This is a genomic window from Gordonia sp. w5E2 (assembly GCF_036540975.1).
Lineage (GTDB): Bacteria > Actinomycetota > Actinomycetes > Mycobacteriales > Mycobacteriaceae > Gordonia > Gordonia jacobaea.
Window position 1 is genome coordinate 659907 of record NZ_CP144213.1, and the last position, 14121, is coordinate 674027.

Genomic DNA, 14121 nt, shown 5'->3' on the forward strand with positions numbered 1-14121 from the left:
GTCGACCCGCTCGGGCCTCTTCCCGACCGCGACCAAAAGATCAGCGTGAGCACAACCGTTCTCTCGATCGTCATATGGGTGCTTACTGGGACATTGCGGACTGGGAACAGAGCTGCCGAAATTCGAGCTGCGGGAGTGACGATGAGCTGGTTGTCCAAGGTGGGCGGGTTGTCGCAGATGGTCGAGACGCACCACCAGATGTTGTTGCGCGGAGCCGCTGGCCAGACGCCCGAATCGTCGGCGGCGTACTACCCCGGAGTCGGCCATGCCGACCCTGGCGTCAGCACACAGACCGCTCACACCAACCCCCAGCGCGTCCGCCGATGACAGCGAAAAGCGCTGCGCCGCTGCCACTCTCAGTCCTCGACCTTGCGCCGGTCAGTGAGGGGTCGACTCCCGCAGAGGCGGTGCGGCGCAGCATCGCGCTGGCGCGCGCCGCCGAGGGGTGGGGCTACCGACGTTTCTGGCTCGCCGAGCACCACTTCGTCTCGGTCGGTTCGTCGTCGACCGCCACGCTGATAGCCCTGGTCGCTGCCGCAACCGAATCGATTCGGGTCGGCAGTGCGGCAGTGCAACTCGGACATCACACCGCGGCGTCGGTCGTCGAGGCGTTCGGCACCATCGACGCCGTGTTTCCCGGCCGCCTCGACCTCGGGCTCGGGCGGTCGGGGCAACGGCGCACCGAAGCACTCGCCGCGGCGGCGGCTGCGCCCAAAGGGCCGACGGGGCCACCACCCGCGGCCGAATCCGAACGCGTCGTCGACGGCCTGCTCCTACCCGAACCGTTCGTCTTCGCGGGCATTCTGTCGTCACCGCTGATCGGTGCCACCGCGGCGGCACTGGAGTTTGAGGGTGCCGCGCAACCCGACTTCGCCGACGCCGTGTCCGACATCCTCGCGCTGCTCGACGGAGGGCTGCGCGTCGGCGACGTCGAATTGCACGCTGTCCCAGGCGAACACGCCGACGTCGAGGTCTGGGTGTTCGGTAGCAGCAAGGGGCAGAGCGCGCAGGTCGCAGGCGCCGAGGGGCTGCCGTTCGTCGCGAACTATCACGTCAGTCCCGCAACGGTTCTCGAGGCGGTCGAAGCCTACCGGGCCAACTTCCGTCCGTCTGCCCGCCTGTCCGAGCCATATGTGGTGGTGTCCGCCGACGTCGTCGTTGCCGAAGATGATTCGACCGCAACACATCTCGCGTCGACCTACGGCCACTGGGTGCACGACATCCGGACCGGTCGGGGAGCGCAACCCTACCTCGATCCCGATAGCGCGGCGCCGCTGACCGATGAGCAACGTGCGGTTGTCGACGACCGGATTCGGACGCAGTTCGTCGGCTCGCCGTCGACCGTCGCCGAACGACTCGACACGCTGGCACGCGTCACCGGCGCCGATGAGCTCGTGATCACCAGCGTCACACACGATTTCGACGATAGGCTTCGCTCTCACCAGCTCCTGGCAGCAGAATGGGGGCTCACCGACTCACGTCGATGAACCCCCATCTGGTGCGAACCTAGTTGACGGTCACCATTTCGTAATCGCCGAGCTTGCCGGCGAGGACACCGAGGTGTTCGTCAGCGTCGCCGAGGGTGCGAGAGATCGCGGTCAGGCGTGCAACGTAATGTCCCACAGGGTATTCCGCTGTCATGCCGATGCCGCCGTGCATCTGGATCGCTTCCTGGCCCACCTTGCGTGCCGAGCGGCAGATCTGCAGCTTCGTGCGGCTGTAGACCGACGGGTCGTCGACCTCGTCGTTGAGCGAAGCCGTCGCGTACAGGCTCATGCTGCGTGCCAGCTCGAGCGCCACGTACACGTCCGAGGCGCGCTGCGTCAGCGTCTGGAAGGTCTTGAGCGGCACACCGAACTGCTTGCGCGACTTGAGGTATTCGGTCGTCAGTTCCATTGCGCGTTCCATCGCGCCGACAGCCTCGGCGCACTGAGCCGTCTGCGCGAAGATGTCCGCGTAGGCGATAGCGTCGGACTGATCACCCTCGGCCAGTTCGATCGCCGGGGCGTTGGCAAAGCTCACCCGGGCGGCTCGACGGTCGTCGTAGGTGCGGAACCCGTCGACGGTCACCCCCGACGCGTCGGCGTCGACGAGGAACAGTCCGATGGTTCCGTCGGTGCGGCGGGCGCTGACGACGAACTTCTGCGCCACGTCACCCGCCAGGACCGGGTACTTCACCCCGTCGAGAGTGACGCCGTCGCTGGCGCCGGTCGCCGTGGTGGTGACTGCCGCTGCGGGCCAACGATCTTCGGGTTCTGCGTGAGCGTATCCGAGCAGCAGCCGCCCCTCCGATACCTCTGTCAGCAAACTGGTACGGCGGTCGCCGGAGGCGACCTTGTCGATGACGATGCCCGGCAACAATGCGCCGTACAGCAGCGGCTCGGGTGCGAGGCTGCGACCAACCTCGCCCATCAGCGCGCTGACCTCGACCGGTCCTGCACCGGTGCCGCCTGCGTCCTCGCTGAACGGCAGTCCGAGGATGCCGATCTCGGCAAGCGATTCCCAAATCGACGCCGACCAGCCCGTGTCGGTCTCCGACACGGCGCGGATCTTCTCGATGTCATAACTCTTGAACACGCTGCGGACGGTGTCGCGCAGCAGTGACTGCTCTTCGGTGAGCTCGAAATCCATTGTGTTACTCCAAGTGTGGTTGTCGGGCTACAGACCGAGGATCGACGACGAGATGATGCTGCGCTGGACCTCCGACGAACCGCCGTAGATGGTCACCTTGCGGTAGTTGAGGTATTCGGGCACCGCGAGCTGCGCCCACTCCGGAGTCCCGACGCCCGGCGCGTCAACGGCCAATCCGCGCGCGCCCGCAACATCTGCGAGCAACTCGGTTGCCGACTGCTGCAGCTCACTGCCACGCAGCTTGACCAGCGACGACACCGGATTCGGCTTGCCGTCGGCAGAGCCTGCGACGACGCGCAGCTGGGTGACCTCGAGCGCGAGCAGTTCGGTTTCGAGTTCCGCGAGGCGCGCGGCGAACAGCGGGTCGTCGAGCAACGTGCCGGTCGCGGTCTTCGTTGCGGCGGCGAGCTTCTTGGCCTCGGCGAGCTTGGTCTTGGTCCAGCCGACGCGTGCGATACCGGTGCGCTCGTTGCCGAGCAGGAACTTGGCGTAGGTCCAGCCGGCGTTCTCCTCGCCGACGAGATTCTCGACAGGCACCTTGACGTCGTTGAAGAAGACCTCGTTGACCTCGACGCTGCCGTCGATGAGCTTGATCGGGCGCATCTCGATGCCCGGGGTGTCGAGATCGATGAGCAGGAAGCTGATGCCCGCCTGCTTCTTGACGTCGGGGTCGGTGCGCACGAGGCAGAAGATCCAGTCGGCGTACTGTCCGAGCGTGGTCCAGGTCTTCTGGCCGTTGACGATGTAGTGGTCGCCGTCGCGGACCGCGCGGGTCTTGAGTGACGCGAGGTCGGAGCCGGCCTCGGGCTCGGAGAAGCCCTGGCACCACCAGATGTCGAGGTTGGCGGTCTTCGGGAGGAACCGCTCCTTGATCTCCTGGGAACCGAACGTCGCGATGACCGGACCCACCATGTTGACGTTGAACGTCAGGGGATCGGGCACGAAGTTCAGGCTGAGCTGATCGTGATAGATGTTGCGCTGGATGGGCGTCCAGTCGCGGCCACCCCACTCGGTCGGCCAGCCGGGCGTAGCCAGGCCCTCGGCATTGAGGATGCGCTGGGTGGTGACGATGTCGTCGGGCAGGTTCAGCGTGCCTGCGGCAGCACGCTGACGGATCTCCTCGGGGATCTTCGTCGTGAAGAAGCTCTGGAGTTCTTCGCGGAACTTCTGTTCATCTGAATCGAACTTCAAGTGCATGTAACCAGTCTTACCCTGTGGCACCTGTAGTGCGAAAGTGCGGCCCCGCGAGATTCCGCCAGATCGTGACCTCAAACCGTGGTCGCCACGGTCTGAGTTCCAACCGTAGCGAGTCCGTGCCTCGCGCTCGGTGTGACGTCGACTCAGGCCCGAACGCGGTCCTTCCTGGTCCGCGTCCACGCGGTGACCAGTGCGCCGAGCACGGTGATGGCGAGGACATATGCGACGTAGCAGACGACGGTCTCTTGCAAGCCGATGTGCGACACCACGAGTCCAGCGATCACCGCGGGGACGCTGAAGGCGATGTAGCTCGTGATGAAGACTGCCGAGAACACCTGCCCGCGCTGATGCGACGGCGTCTGATTGCTCAGGTTGTCGAGTGCCCCGAGGAACGTGGCCGCGAATCCGGAACCCGCGATGATCGATCCGACGATGTACAGCGGGAGCATCGACGTGAGGACGCCTGCGAGAGAGATGATCGCGCCTCCCGCGAGCGCCGGATAGCCGTAGGTCAGTTTGGTATTGGCGTCCCAGGTTGTGATCGCCAGAGAGGTCACCGCGCCGGAGGCGAAGAACACGAACAGGACGGCGCCCGCGGCTCCGTGGTTGGTGATCCCGAACACGCGCGCCACCACGGACGAACCCAACGAGAGGTAGAGGCCTCCCATCGACCAGGTCGCCACGAATGCGGGGATCGCCGCGAAGAACAGCTTGCGCAGGGCCGACGGCACCGACGCCTGCGGTGCGAGGGTTCGCCACACGTGGCGGCGGGATTCGAAACCGACGCGTTCCGACGTCTCCGGAACGATCAACAGCGCGACCAGCAGGATCGCGAATACTGCCAGCGTCACCTCGTAGACGAGGATTCGTGGCGCGGGTGCGTACTGGACCAACACGCCGGCGACGACGACTCCGGCCGCCAGTCCGATGGTCGGCCCCGCGCCGGTGATCGCCGAGCCGAGGCGCTGTGACGGTTGCATGTCGACGACGGTGGCGGTCAGCGTGCCGATCGCCGCTCCCGTCGCGAGCCCCTGTAGGGCTCGCGCGGCGATCAGGAGTCCGACGCTGTCGGCGACGACGAACAGCACCATGCTTCCGATGAGCAGGACGAGCGCGACCGCGAGGACCGGGCGTCGGCCGATGTGATCCGACAGCGACCCGACGGTGAGCAGGCTGACGAGCATCGTTGCGACATAGATCGCGAAGACCACGGTCAGGGTGAACGGCGAGAAGCCCCATAGCTGCTGGTAGACGGGATAGAGAGGGGATGGGGCCGCCGAGGCGAACAGGACCGTGATGATGGTTGCGGTGACGATCCAGAACGCGCGATGCGGATGCAGCGGCCGTGCGCCGCGGCGACGTCGAGCTGTGTTCTCCAACGTGGCTGTCACGACCGTACCTCCTAAGGCAAAGCTGGCTGCATTAAGGCCAATGTATGTGGTCGCGGTTGTAAAAGCAACGCTATTTGCAATAATGGTGACATGGCTGGAACGTCGCAGGCAACGGGTGGTTCGTCGACGCAGAGTGCGGCGTCGACGACTGCTCCATCAACGGCCCCATCGCACGGCAAGCGGCCCGGTGGCCGTAGCGCTCGCGTGCAGAGCGCGGTCTTCACTGCAGTCGGCCAGCTCGTCGGTAGCGGAGAACGCGAGACGATGACCATCCCGCAGGTCGCAGAGCTGGCAGGTGTGAATCCCACCAGCATCTATCGACGCTGGGGGACCATCGGCGATCTGCTCGAGGAGGTCGCGGTCGCCGCGCTGACGCAGGGCGAGGAACTGCCCGATCACGGCACACTCGCCGACGACCTCGGCGACTGGTCGCGGATCATCGCCGCCGACATCGGCCGTCCCAAACGTCGTGCGTATCTGCGGGCGATGGCGTCGGCTCGCGACGGCATCGTCGAGGTGTGTCCGTGCTGGGAGATCCGACGGCAACAGGCGACGGAGATGATCGAGCGTGCCGGCGCGCGCGGGGAGAGCACACCCAGCGTGCGGCAGGTGCTCAACCACATCATCGCCCCGCTCTACCACCACGCCGTGTTCGCGCTGCCGATCGACGACGAGTACGCCACCGACCTCGCCGCCGACGTCATGGCCATGGTTCGGTGAGCTGGGTCCGGTGAGTCGGGGTCCGGTGAGTCGGCGAGTGGTTGCGAACTGATCCGGTCCTGACGGCCGTCCGGTACGGCTAGGCTTCGGGCCATGCAGCACGTACATGCCTTTCGCGACGACGCGCTGGGCGAACTCGACGGCGTAGGCGTCGGCGCGGCCATTGCCGCAGGCGAGATCTCGGCGGTCGAAGCGGTCGACGCCGCGCTCGATCGCATCGACGCGGTGAACGCGACGCTCAACGCTGTCGCCTTCGACGATCGCGAGCGCGCCCGCAAGCGTGCCGTCGATACCGATTTCGGTGCGGCGTCGTTCGCGGGAGTGCCCTCGATCGTCAAGAACAACACCGACTTTGCCGGAATCCCGACTCGCAACGGTTCGGCCGCTACTCCCGATACCCCCGCATCGACCACGGAACCGCTCCTCGAACAGCTCGTCTCGACCGGCGTGAACATCGTCGGCGCGTCGACCTTGCCCGCGTTCGGACTCACCGCGACAACGGAGTTCGTCGACAGGCCACCCACCCGCAATCCGTGGAACACCGAATTCTCTTGTGGCGCATCGTCGGGAGGGTCGGCTGCACTTGTCGCGGCAGGCGCGCTTCCGATCGCGCACGCGAACGACGGAGGCGGATCGATCCGCATTCCCGCGGCCGCCTGCGGGCTGGTGGGTTTCAAGCCGAGTCGGGGACGGCTGTTGCTGACAGCCGAATCCAAGCAGATGCCGATCGATCTGATCGCCAACGGAATCGTGAGCCGCTCGGTGCGCGACACCGCACACTTCCTCGCCGATGCCGAAAAGTATCGACCTGCAGCCGATCTGACCGCCATCGGTCTCGTGACCGGCGAGGGTCGACGCCGCTTGCGCATCGCGATGATGACCGAACCGATCACCGGACAGCTACTCGACCGCGACACCGAGAACGCGGTGGCGGGTGTCGCCGAACTGCTCGAGTCGCTCGGACACGGCGTCGAACATGTGCCGGTCCCCGTCGACAGGCGATACGTCGACGACTTCACCGAGTACTGGGCGCTGCTGGCATTCTTCATCGACCACTTCGGAAAGCGTTCCTACGGCAGGGGATTCGACCGCTCGCAGCTCGATGCGTTCACGCGTGGACTGTCGCGGAAGTATCTGCGGCGCATGTGGCACACCCCCGCGACCGTCCGTGCCCTCAAGCGCTCCACGGCGATGTTTCGGGAGATGTTCACGCGGTTCGACGTCGTGCTCTCGCCAACCCTTGCGCACACTACTCCGGAGATCGGATTCCTCGATCCCGCAGGCGATTTCGACGTTGTCTTCGATCGATTGATGCGCTACGTCTCGTTCACGCCGATCAACAACACCTCCGGTACGCCGGCAGTCAGCCTGCCCCTGGCGCAGTCGTCGGTGGGAATGCCTGTCGGAGTGCACTTCTGCAGCGATGTCGGCGACGAACGGACGCTGCTTGAGCTGGCATACGAGCTCGAAGCGGCCCAGCCTTTCGCGCGGATTCAGGACGCGGGCGCGACTGCTGGTTGAGCCCGCCCACCGGTTCACAGCACGATGCCGGGCACTCGATCTCGATCGAGCGCCCGGCATCGTCCGGTCCTATGAGGCCGTACTGCTTCGCAACATCGGTTTCGCTACATCAGTGCGCCACAGCCTTTTCGGCACCGATGCCGGTGAGCGAACGCACCTCCATCTCCGCGTTGCGTTCCGGAGTGCCCCGGTCCTTGGGTGCTGTCAGCGTTCCGACGATCCCGAGTAGGAACGCGACCGGGATTGCTACGATCCCCGGGTTCTCCAGCGGGAACCACGCGAAATCGGAGCCGGGGAGCATCGACGTCGACTTACCCGACACCGCCGGTGAGAAGATGATGAGGATCAACGTCAGCCCGAGCCCGCCGTAGATGCTCCACAGCGCACCGCGGGTGTTGAATCGCTTCCAGTACAGCGAGAACAGGATTGTCGGCAGGTTGGCTGCCGCCGCGATTGCGAACGCGAGGGCCACGAGGAAGGCGACGTTCTGACCGTTGGCGAGGATGCCGAGCACGATGCCGAGCACACCGAGAGTCACCGCGGCCATCCGTGATACGCGCACCTGGTCGGCCTCACTTGCCTTGCCGCGCTTGATGACACTGCCGTAGATGTCGTGCGCGAAGGACGCCGACGCGGTGATGGTCAATCCCGCGACGACGGCGAGGATCGTCGCGAACGCGACCGCGGAGATCACTCCGAGCAGGATGACGCCACCGAGTTCGAAGGCCAGTAGCGGTGCTGCGGCGTTCTCCTTGCCTGCTGCGGCCATGATGCGGTCCGGACCGACAATCGCAGCAGCGCCGTAACCGAGCACGAGCGTGAAGAGGTAGAACGCGCCGATCAGAGCAATTGCCCAGACGACGGAGCGTCGAGCCTCCTTGGCGGTGGGGACCGTGTAGAAGCGCATCAACACATGCGGGAGCCCCGCGGTGCCGAGCACGAGTGCAACAGCCAACGAGATGAAGTTGATCTTTGATTCCACCGAGCCGCCGTATTTGGCTCCGGGCGCGAGCACGTCATGCGAGGCGATCTTCTCACTCGACGACCCCGAAATGGCATGCTGCGCAGAGCCGAGGATCTCCGAGAAGTTCATCCCGAACTTGCCGAGCACCATGAGGGTCATGATGGCCGCGCCCGCAATCAGCAGGACGGCCTTGATGATCTGCACCCACGTGGTTCCCTTCATTCCGCCGACGAGCACGTAGACGATCATCAGTGCGCCGACCACGGCGATCACGATCGACTGGCCGGTGCGCGATTCGACGTCGAGGAGGAGGGCAACGAGACCTCCGGCGCCCGCCATCTGCGCCAGCAGATAGAACAGGGAGACGACCAGCGTCGAGATCGCGGCGGCGAGACGGACGGGGCGTTGCCTCAATCGGAAGCTGAGCACATCTGCCATGGTGAACTTCCCTGTGTTGCGCAGTAATTCGGCAACGAGGAGAAGCGCGACCAGCCATGCGACGAGGAATCCAATGGAGTACAGGAAGCCGTCGTAACCGTAGACGGCGATGGCACCCGCGATGCCGAGGAAGCTCGCCGCAGAGAGGTAGTCACCCGCGATCGCAATTCCGTTCTGCGGGCCGGAGAATGCTCGGCCACCGGTGAAATAATCTGCGGCAGTCGAGTTGTTTCGGCTCGCGCGGATCACCACGAACATGGTGATCGCCACGAACGCGGCGAAGATCGCGATGTTGGCGACGGGGTTCCCGACCGTTCCGGCGGCGAGATGCACTGTGGCTGAGGAGTTCATCGAGTCGCCCCCTCATCGGTGCCCTGTGTGGCGTTGGAGCTCTGTGTGGCATCGGCGCCCTGGCCGGTGGCCGCGCACTCCGTGTCCATTTCCTCGCGGAGAGCGGCCGCCCTGGGGTCGAGCTCACGATTGGCAAACCGCACGTAGGCCCCGGTGATGACGAAGGTCGAGACGAACTGCAGCAGACCCAGAATCAGCCCGACGTTGATGTTGCCCCAGACCGGCGTGGCCATGAAGTCGTGCGCGAAGGCGCCGAGGGCCACGTAGAGGCCGTACCAGATGAGAAAGAACGCAGTCATCGGAAAGACGAACCGGCGCAACGTCGTACGAAGATCCTGAAACTGGTCACTGCGCTGCATGTCGATGAACTGTTGTCCCGTCGGCGCGGAATGCGCTTCGGGTACGTGCTCTGTGGTTGACACCGTGCCTCCGAAAGAACTCGTGTGATGTGGATACCCGTCAACTCTCGAAGAGACGGAGATCACTCACAAGAGGTGTCGCAGGTCACACGATGAAGCCCGCGAATCGTGCGCCGAGCGGTCGTTGCGCGCCGACGAACGGTTGGCCTCTGGGCGTCATCACATGCTCGTACAACCTTGTCGCTGCGGCGTCATGGCTCCTCTGGCACCCGTTCGACGCTCAGGCCGAGCCGTTCCGGCACATGCATCCGCGCGAAGATCTGCGACACATCGGCGACCCTGTGGCGTTGGGTCATCGCGCTCACGCAGATCATGGTCACGAAGGCGAGTGGAACGGTGACAGCGGCTGGGTAGCCGATGATCGCCGACGGCCAGCCGTTGCCGACCTCGTCGTCCACGACGTCCGCGATCGCCAGTGACGTCGCGATACCCGACGACAGCCCGCCAACGGCAAGGCCGGCGATGGCGCCCGCGGGCGTCAACCCGCGCCACCAGATTCCGAGTACGAGAAGCGGACACAGCGTCGACGCGGCGATGGCGAAGACGAACCCGACTGTCCGCGACAGTTCGAGATCTGACGCGGCGAACGAGATGACGATCGCGAGTGCACCACCGATCGCGGCTGCCAGTCGAAAGTCGCGGACCCGACCCGGCAGCACGTCGGTCGACAGGGCCCCTGCAACGCTGATGAGCAGACCGGACGACGTAGCGAGGAACGCCGCGATGGCGCCCGCCGCGACCAGCGCGGCGAACAGTTCGCCGAGAATGCCTCCGACCGCTGCGCTCGGGAGCAACAGCACCGCGGCGTCGGCGGTTCCGGTGATGAGGAGTTGGGGGACGTACACCCGGGCAAGCACGCCGAGGAGCAGGGGGAAGAGGTAGAACACGGCGAGCAGGACGATGACGGTCACCGCGGTTCGACGCGCCGAGCGTCCATCCGGATTGGTGTAGAAGCGCACCAGCACGTGCGGCAGCCCCATCACTCCGAGGAATGTCGCGACGATCAGCGAGAAGACGGCGAAAAGTGCGTGCGGGCCACCGAATCCGCCGCCGGACGCGAGCCATCTCTGGCCTGTCGACGGTGCGCCCGCCACAACGGGCGTCGCTGCTCCCGCGCGCAGGTGGATCGTGCTCCCCGCCGCAACGGTGTGTTCACCCGCCGACGCGAACGGTGCGTCGTTGACGGGCTGGCCGTCGATGACGCCTGTCACCTCAACACCGTCGGTTTCCGGTACTGCCACAACCACATCCGTGGTGACGTCGACCGTCGTCGCTTCGGACACTCGAGGGGGTGCGGGTTCGCCCAGTGCGGGCCGATCGGCGAAGAACACCACGAGAAGCGCAATCGTCGGAATTCCGATGGCCGTCAGCTTGAGCCAGTACTGAAACGCCTGGACGAAGGTGATCGACCGCATGCCGCCGCCCACCACGTTCACGACGACGATCGCTCCGACGAGAACCACCCCCACCCACACGGGTGCGCCGAGCAGGATGTTCAAAGTCAGTCCCGCGCCTTGGAGCTGGGGAATCAGATACATCAGGCAGACCACGACGACGACAACCATCGCGGTCTGGCGTGCCGCTCGCGAACCGAGTCTGAACTCCGCGAAATCGGGCACCGTGTACGCACCGGATCGGCGCAGCGGTGCCGCAACGAACATCAACAGGCCGAGGTATCCCGCGGTGAAGCCGACCGGGTACCACAGCGCATCGGCGCCGTACTTGGCGACCAACCCCGCCGCTCCGAGAAACGATGCCGCAGAAAGGTATTCGCCTGAGATCGCCGTTGCGTTGCGCCGCGAACTGACCGCGCGCGAGGCGACAAGGAAGTCGGAGGTCGTGCGCGACCTCCTGCCACCGTAGACGCCGACCGCCACCGTCGCGAGCGCAGCGAGGAGCAGCGCCGCCGCGGTGACGATGCGAATGCCGTAGTCGGTCATGGGCTCTGGCCATCCTCGACGCCCGCGTCGGTCACATTCTCGACGCCAGCGTCGGTCACATCTTCGACGCCCGCGTCGGTGTCCTCCTCGATGAGTCCGAGGAAGTCGTCCTCAGCCTGCTCGGCGATCCGCACGTACACCCGGCCGACCAGGTAGAGCAGGGGATAGATCAGCACGCCGAGAACCAGCCAGTTCAGCCGGATGCCGGCAATCGTAGCCTCGCCCAATGTGGGAAACACGGTGCCCAGCAACGGAATGGAGGCAATCAGCAGAGCCGTCGTGACGCCGAGCCGAAGCGCCAGACCGAGCTGGGCGCGCATCAGGCCCCGCACCAAAGCGTCGCCGACCTCGGTCTGCTCTCGCACCTCGACGCGCGTGCGGACTCGCCGTGCACCCCGTCTCTGTGCGAGTACCACGCGCTCACGGCGAGGAGTCGACGGCTCGCTCATGTGTCGTCGCCGGACGGCGTCCGGTAGGCGCGCAGTGGATCGTGGACGAGGCGCTCCTTCAACTCCCGGGATTGACGTCGACTCACCGGCAGTTCCACCGCGGGCGACGTGCCGTTTGCCCGTACACAGACGAGGGTCTGGGACCCGCTGGTGCGCATTCCGCTGACCATCGGCAGATACACCAGGTACGAACGGTGCACGCGGCTGAATCCGTGCTCCCGCCAACGGGATTCGAGCGTAGAAAGCGGTATGCGCACCAGGTGCGCGCCCGAGTCCGAATGCAGCCGGGCGTAGTCGCCGACGGCCTCGACCCAGGAGATCGAATCACGCCTCACCAACGACGTCACCCCAGACAGCTCCACGGGGATCACATCGTCGCCGACGTCCTGACGTGAATCTCCACCGGCCGCAGACCGGGCGGCAACCGCACGTTCGACGGCCTGCCCGAGCCGATCCTCGCGCAGCGGCTTCAACAGATAGTCGACGGCGCCGACGTCGAACGCATCCACCGCACGATCCTCGTGTGCGGTGACGAACACGATCGACGGCGGATCGGAGTAGTTGCCGAGCACACGGGCCAGTTCGATTCCGGAGAGCCCAGGCATATTGATGTCGAGAAAGATCGCCTCCACCGAGTTCTCGGCGAGTTCGCGAAGGGCGGCGGTGGCGTCACCCGCGCGGATCACCTCGCCGACGTCGGATCGCCGTTCGAGCAGGTACACCAGCTCGTCGAGCGCCGGAGGTTCGTCGTCGACGGCAAGAACGGTCAGGGTCATCGCGGGTTCGCCTCCTGCGTCGGCGTTGCTGGGTGCGTCGGCGCTGCTGGGTGCGTAGGCGACTGCTCCACACGCACACCTGCGCGAAACTTCGGCACCCGCATGGTGACCTTCGTGCCGGCACCCACACCTGTCTCGACCACTAGACCGTAGTTGTTGCCGAACGCGGCCCGCAGGCGATGGTCGACGTTGGTCAGCCCCACCCGTGCGCCCGACGTCTCCTCCGTGGGTTCGGTCGACGTCGCGTCGAGTGCGTCGATGTCTCCGGAGCGCAGCAACTCCGGGTCCATCCCCACACCGTCGTCCTCGACGGCGATGACGCAGTCGGTGCCCTCGTCGCGCGCGGTGATCGAGATCGTTCCGCCGCCCCGCGCCGCGACGCCGTGCCGCACCGCGTTCTCCACCAGTGGTTGGAGGGCGAGGAAGGGAAGCACCACTCCGAGCACCTCCGGGGCGACCTGCAGCCGCACGTCGAGCGCTGAGCCGAATCGGGCACGCTCGAGCGTGAGATAGCGGTCGATGTTGCGCAGTTCGTCGGCCAGCACCGTGTACTCGCCCGCGGCGCGGAAGGAATAGCGGGTGAAGTCGGCGAAGTCGAGGATGAGCTCGCGTGCGCGGTCCGGATCGGTGCGTACGAACGACGCGATGGTGCTCAACGCGTTGTAGATGAAATGCGGACTGATCTGTGCGCGTAGAGCGAGAACCTCGGCGCGGTCGAGACGAGCTCGGGACGCGTCGAGGTCGGCCAGTTCGAGCTGGCTGGACGCGTAGCGCGCGACCTCCGAGATCGCGCTCAGCATGCCCGGGCCCGGCAGCCGGACAGAGGCGACGACGAGTACACCGACCGCGACGTCGTCCACCACGAGCGGCTGGGCGATGAGAGCGCGTATCCGCGCGTCGACTCCGACAGGATCGCGGAGCAACACGTGTCGCAGTTCTTCACCCGCGGTCGCGGCGATGTCGTCGGCCCGGCCCAGCAGTCGTTCGTCCCACGTATGTGGCTCGTCGTGGGCCAGCCGTGTGCCGTCCGCGTCGTACAGGGCAATCGCATCGGTGGCGGTGAGGGTTCGCAGCGGGGCGAGCGCCTGCTGTGCCGATTCGGTTGTCAGACCCCGCCGCAACGGACGAGCGGCCCTCGACGCTGTGTTCAGCGTGGAGTGCACGGCGCGTTCGGTGGGTGTCGCCACGACGCGGCGCGTTCGGAGCAGCACCGCGATCATCGCGACGGCGGCAATGATGAGCACCGCGATCAGTACGGCCACACCGTCGGACATCAGACGTCGGCCTCAACGTCGGCGTCGGTGGGGGCAGCACTTGTCATGCG

Annotated in this window: 12 protein-coding genes and 1 pseudogene; 4 read left to right on the top strand and 9 right to left on the bottom strand. The window is 65.8% G+C overall.

All coding sequences use genetic code 11. The annotated features are described in order from the left end of the window. The first annotated feature begins 141 nt into the window (after window positions 1-141). The gene (locus RND64_RS02905; RefSeq protein ID WP_049698004.1) at window positions 142-327 is read left to right on the top strand and encodes a hypothetical protein; all 186 of its coding nucleotides are present in this window, start codon (window positions 142-144) and stop codon (window positions 325-327) included. Next, window positions 324-1487, top strand: a complete 1164-nt coding sequence (locus tag RND64_RS02910; RefSeq protein WP_049697584.1) for an LLM class flavin-dependent oxidoreductase — start codon at window positions 324-326, stop codon at window positions 1485-1487. Before RND64_RS02905 ends, RND64_RS02910 begins: the two co-directional genes overlap by 4 nt. 19 nt (window positions 1488-1506) lie before the next feature. Here the strand turns inward: RND64_RS02910 and RND64_RS02915 are convergent, their stop codons facing one another. The 3 genes from RND64_RS02915 to RND64_RS02925 form a co-directional block, all read right to left on the bottom strand. Then, window positions 1507-2631, bottom strand: a complete 1125-nt coding sequence (locus RND64_RS02915) for an acyl-CoA dehydrogenase family protein (protein WP_049697585.1) — start codon at window positions 2629-2631, stop codon at window positions 1507-1509. 27 nt (window positions 2632-2658) lie between these two features. Further along, a complete protein-coding gene (locus tag RND64_RS02920) occupies window positions 2659-3828 on the bottom strand; it encodes an acyl-CoA dehydrogenase family protein (protein ID WP_049698005.1) in 1170 nt (389 codons plus the stop codon). Window positions 3829-3971: 143 nt separating this feature from the next. Further along, window positions 3972-5219 (bottom strand): MFS transporter, encoded by a 1248-nt coding sequence (locus RND64_RS02925; RefSeq protein ID WP_049697586.1) that lies wholly within the window; start codon window positions 5217-5219, stop codon window positions 3972-3974. A gap of 90 nt (window positions 5220-5309) precedes the next feature. Between RND64_RS02925 and RND64_RS02930 the strand changes: the two genes are divergently transcribed. Both RND64_RS02930 and RND64_RS02935 read left to right on the top strand, forming a co-directional pair. Further along, the gene (locus RND64_RS02930; RefSeq protein ID WP_235434281.1) at window positions 5310-5939 is read left to right on the top strand and encodes a TetR/AcrR family transcriptional regulator; all 630 of its coding nucleotides are present in this window, start codon (window positions 5310-5312) and stop codon (window positions 5937-5939) included. Window positions 5940-6032: 93 nt separating this feature from the next. Then, complete coding sequence (locus RND64_RS02935; RefSeq protein ID WP_049697588.1) at window positions 6033-7460, top strand: amidase; 1428 nt, start codon at window positions 6033-6035, stop codon at window positions 7458-7460. A 109-nt stretch (window positions 7461-7569) separates the two neighbouring features. Here the strand turns inward: RND64_RS02935 and RND64_RS02940 are convergent, their stop codons facing one another. The 6 genes and pseudogenes from RND64_RS02940 to RND64_RS02965 form a co-directional block, all read right to left on the bottom strand. Next, a complete protein-coding gene (locus RND64_RS02940; protein WP_049697589.1) occupies window positions 7570-9213 on the bottom strand; it encodes a solute symporter family protein in 1644 nt (547 codons plus the stop codon). 83 nt (window positions 9214-9296) lie between these two features. After that, window positions 9297-9572 (bottom strand): annotated as a pseudogene (locus RND64_RS02945) (DUF485 domain-containing protein); the annotation flags it as partial. A gap of 251 nt (window positions 9573-9823) precedes the next feature. Next, window positions 9824-11572 (bottom strand): sodium/solute symporter, encoded by a 1749-nt coding sequence (locus tag RND64_RS02950; protein ID WP_049697591.1) that lies wholly within the window; start codon window positions 11570-11572, stop codon window positions 9824-9826. Continuing rightward, entirely contained in the window at window positions 11569-12021 is a 453-nt protein-coding gene (locus RND64_RS02955) for a membrane protein (RefSeq protein WP_049697592.1), read from the bottom strand. The genes RND64_RS02950 and RND64_RS02955 overlap by 4 nt, the downstream gene beginning before the upstream one ends. Beyond that, window positions 12018-12797, bottom strand: a complete 780-nt coding sequence (locus RND64_RS02960; protein ID WP_049697593.1) for a LytR/AlgR family response regulator transcription factor — start codon at window positions 12795-12797, stop codon at window positions 12018-12020. Before RND64_RS02960 ends, RND64_RS02955 begins: the two co-directional genes overlap by 4 nt. Then, window positions 12794-14071, bottom strand: coding sequence for a sensor histidine kinase (locus tag RND64_RS02965; protein WP_049697594.1), 1278 nt, complete (start codon window positions 14069-14071; stop codon window positions 12794-12796). Before RND64_RS02965 ends, RND64_RS02960 begins: the two co-directional genes overlap by 4 nt. Between the last annotated feature and the right edge of the window lie 50 nt (window positions 14072-14121).

Bases quoted from the DNA above. Each gene is read 5' to 3' on its own strand.
- RND64_RS02905 (WP_049698004.1), top strand. From the start codon at position 142: ATGAGCTGGTTGTCCAAGGTGGGCGGGTTGTCGCAGATGGTCGAGACG.
- RND64_RS02910 (WP_049697584.1), top strand. From the start codon at position 324: ATGACAGCGAAAAGCGCTGCGCCGCTGCCACTCTCAGTCCTCGACCTT.
- RND64_RS02915 (WP_049697585.1), bottom strand. From the start codon at position 2,631: ATGGATTTCGAGCTCACCGAAGAGCAGTCACTGCTGCGCGACACCGTC.
- RND64_RS02920 (WP_049698005.1), bottom strand. From the start codon at position 3,828: ATGCACTTGAAGTTCGATTCAGATGAACAGAAGTTCCGCGAAGAACTC.
- RND64_RS02930 (WP_235434281.1), top strand. From the start codon at position 5,310: ATGGCTGGAACGTCGCAGGCAACGGGTGGTTCGTCGACGCAGAGTGCG.
- RND64_RS02935 (WP_049697588.1), top strand. From the start codon at position 6,033: ATGCAGCACGTACATGCCTTTCGCGACGACGCGCTGGGCGAACTCGAC.
- RND64_RS02940 (WP_049697589.1), bottom strand. From the start codon at position 9,213: ATGAACTCCTCAGCCACAGTGCATCTCGCCGCCGGAACGGTCGGGAAC.
- RND64_RS02950 (WP_049697591.1), bottom strand. From the start codon at position 11,572: ATGACCGACTACGGCATTCGCATCGTCACCGCGGCGGCGCTGCTCCTC.
- RND64_RS02955 (WP_049697592.1), bottom strand. From the start codon at position 12,021: ATGAGCGAGCCGTCGACTCCTCGCCGTGAGCGCGTGGTACTCGCACAG.
- RND64_RS02960 (WP_049697593.1), bottom strand. From the start codon at position 12,797: ATGACCCTGACCGTTCTTGCCGTCGACGACGAACCTCCGGCGCTCGAC.
- RND64_RS02965 (WP_049697594.1), bottom strand. From the start codon at position 14,071: ATGTCCGACGGTGTGGCCGTACTGATCGCGGTGCTCATCATTGCCGCC.